Source organism: Streptomyces hilarionis (genome assembly GCF_024539675.1).
In the GTDB taxonomy this organism is placed as follows: domain Bacteria; phylum Actinomycetota; class Actinomycetes; order Streptomycetales; family Streptomycetaceae; genus Streptomyces; species Streptomyces hilarionis.
This window is the reverse complement of sequence record NZ_JAHHIT010000321.1, coordinates 1-2,919: the sequence shown is the minus strand read 5'-3', so window position 1 is coordinate 2,919 and position 2,919 is coordinate 1. Positions and strand designations below refer to the sequence as shown.

The 2,919-nt window shown below is 69.3% G+C and carries 1 protein-coding gene; it reads right to left on the bottom strand.

The annotated features are described in order from the left end of the window. Positions 1-2,919: type I polyketide synthase (locus KMS84_RS38310; RefSeq protein ID WP_256921173.1), on the bottom strand; the 2,919-nt coding region annotated here is incomplete at both ends.

Genomic DNA, 2,919 nt, shown 5'->3' with positions numbered 1-2,919 from the left:
CCACTTCTCCCGACGGCAACGCGACCTCGGCGAACACCTCGTCGTCCCGGCGCCACACCGCACGCAGTCCCTGGAACACCGGCCCGTATCCGTATCCGCGGTCGTCCAACTCCTCATACAGGTCCGTCACGTTCACGGATGTCGCATCCTTTGGCGGCCACACGCCCAGCTCGGCAACAGGAGCGGGAACCTCGGCACTGAGCCGGCCACTCGCGTGTCGCATCCAGGGGCTGCCGGACTCCGCATCGTCGGGGCGCGAGTACACCGCGACCGGCCGGTCTCCGCTGCCGGTGTCCTCGCCGACCGAGACCTGCACCCGTACCGCACCCTCGTCCGGAACCACCAGCGGAGTCTCGATCACCAGCTCGCGCAAGGTGCTGGTCTGCACCTCGTCTCCGGCACGGACGGCGAGTTCCACCAGGGCGGTACCGGGCAACAGGACGGTGCCGGACACCGCGTGGTCCGCGAGCCACGGCTGCGCGGCCAGCGACAGCCGGCCCGTCCCCAGCACACCACCGGTGTCGGGCACGCTGATCACCGAGTCGAGCAGCGGATGCTCCACCGCGAACGCCGGATCACCAGCCGACACGTTCGAGTTCAGCCAGAACCGCTGCCGCTGGAAGGCGTAGGTGGGCAGCTCCACCCGGCGGGCACCGGTTCCGACGAACACCCTCTCCCAGTCCACGGCCACACCCCGGGCGTGGAGCTGGCCGAGGCAGTTCATCAGGGCTCGGTCCTCGGGCACGTCCCGTCGCAGGGAAGGCAGGCACTCCTGGGCCACCATCGCCGACAGCACGCCATCGGGGCCCAGCTCGAGGAACGTGGAGACCTTCAGCTCGCGCAGCGCCTGGACGCCGTCGTGGAAACGGACCGTGCCGCGTACGTGGTCCACCCAGTACTCCGGCGAACACAAGCGGCCCGCGTCCGCCACCCCGCCGGTCAGGTTCGACACCACCGGCAGAGCAGGCTCATGGAACGTCAGGCCCGCCACGACCTGGCGGAACTCGTCCAGCATCGGGTCCATCAACGACGAGTGGAAGGCATGCGAGACCCGCAACCGCTTCGACCGCCGCCCCTCAAGGCGAGCGACCACGGCCGTGACAGCATCCTCGGCACCCGACAGCACCAGCGAGGACGGACCGTTGACCGCGGCGACACTCACGCCCTCGGTCAGCAGGGGTGCGACCTCGTCCTCGGCCGCCTCGATCGCGAACATCGCACCGCCCGACGGCAGCGCCTGCATAAGCCGGCCGCGCGCCACCACCAAAGCCGCCGCGTCCTCCAACGACCACACACCCGCCACGAACGCAGCAGTCACCTCACCGATCGAATGACCAGCCAGATAGTCCGGCCGCACACCCCAGGACTCCACCAACCGGAACAACGCCACCTCGACCGCGAACAGCGCCGGCTGCGCATACCGCGTCTCCTCCAACAACGCCGACTCATCACCGAAGACCAGATCCTTCAGCGAACAGCCCAGAGCCTCATCGACGACCGCGCACACCTCGTTGAACGCCTCCGCGAACACCGGGAACGCCCCATACAACTCACGCCCCATCCCGGCACGTTGCGACCCCTGACCCGTGAACAGCACACCCACACGACCCGGAACAACCGCCTGCGGCTCCACCGACGCGAGGTGCTCACCCGCCTCGACCGCCGAACCCGCGACCACCACCGCACGATGATCGAAGTGCGCACGGGTCGTCGCCAGCGAGAACGCGACATCCACCAGGCTCAGTTCGGGCCGCTGCTCCAGGAGATCGGCCAGCCTCGCCGTCTGCGCGCGCACCGCCTCCGGCGACCTGCCCGACACCACCAACGGCACCACACCGTCCGGCACCACCGCACGCTCCACCGGAGCCGCGGACTCGACGCCCTCCAGGATCACGTGCGCATTCGTCCCACTGATGCCGAAGGAGGAGACGGCCGCGCGGCGCGTACGGCCCGGGTTGGTCGGCCATTCCCGCGCGTCGGTCAGCAGTTCCACCGCGCCCGCCGACCAGTCCACCGCCGGTGACGGCTCGTCTACATGCAGCGTCTTGGGCAGCACACCGTGCCGCATCGCCTGCACCATCTTGATCACACCCGCCACACCCGCCGCAGCCTGCGCATGACCGATGTTCGACTTCAACGACCCCAGCCACAACGGCCGATCAGCACCGGGCCGCTCCTGCCCGTACGTCGCGATCAACGCCTGCGCCTCGATCGGATCACCGAGAGACGTACCTGTACCGTGCGCCTCCACCACATCGACGTCGGCCGCCGACAGACCCGCGTTCGCCAGCGCCTGCCTGATCACCCGCTGCTGAGAAGGACCGTTCGGAGCCGTGATGCCGTTCGAGGCGCCGTCCTGGTTGACCGCACTGCCCCGCACCAAGGCCAGCACCTCGTGGCCGTTGCGCCGCGCGTCCGACAAACGCTCCAACAGCACCAGACCCACCCCCTCGGCCCACGCCGTCCCGTCCGCTCCCGCCGCGAAGGACTTGCACCGCCCGTCGGCGGCAAGACCCCGCTGACGCGAGAACTGCACGAACGCGATGGGGGTGGACATCACGGCCACACCGCCGGCCAGGGCGAGCGAGCACTCACCGCTGCGCAGGGCCTGCATCGCGGAGTGCATCGCCACCAGCGACGACGAACACGCCGTGTCCACCGTCACGGAGGGACCTTCGAGCCCGAGAGCGTACGAAATCCGGCCGGAGGCCAGGCTGCCGGCAGCGACGGCTTCGCTGTAGTCGTGGTACATGGCGCCGGTGAAGACGCCCGTGCGGCTGCCCTTCAACGACGTCGGATCGATCCCCGCCCGCTCGAAGACCTCCCAGGAGGTCTCCAGCAGCAACCGCTGCTGCGGATCCATCGCCAACGCCTCACGAGGACTCACCCCGAAGAACCCCGGATCGAACTCCCCCGCAT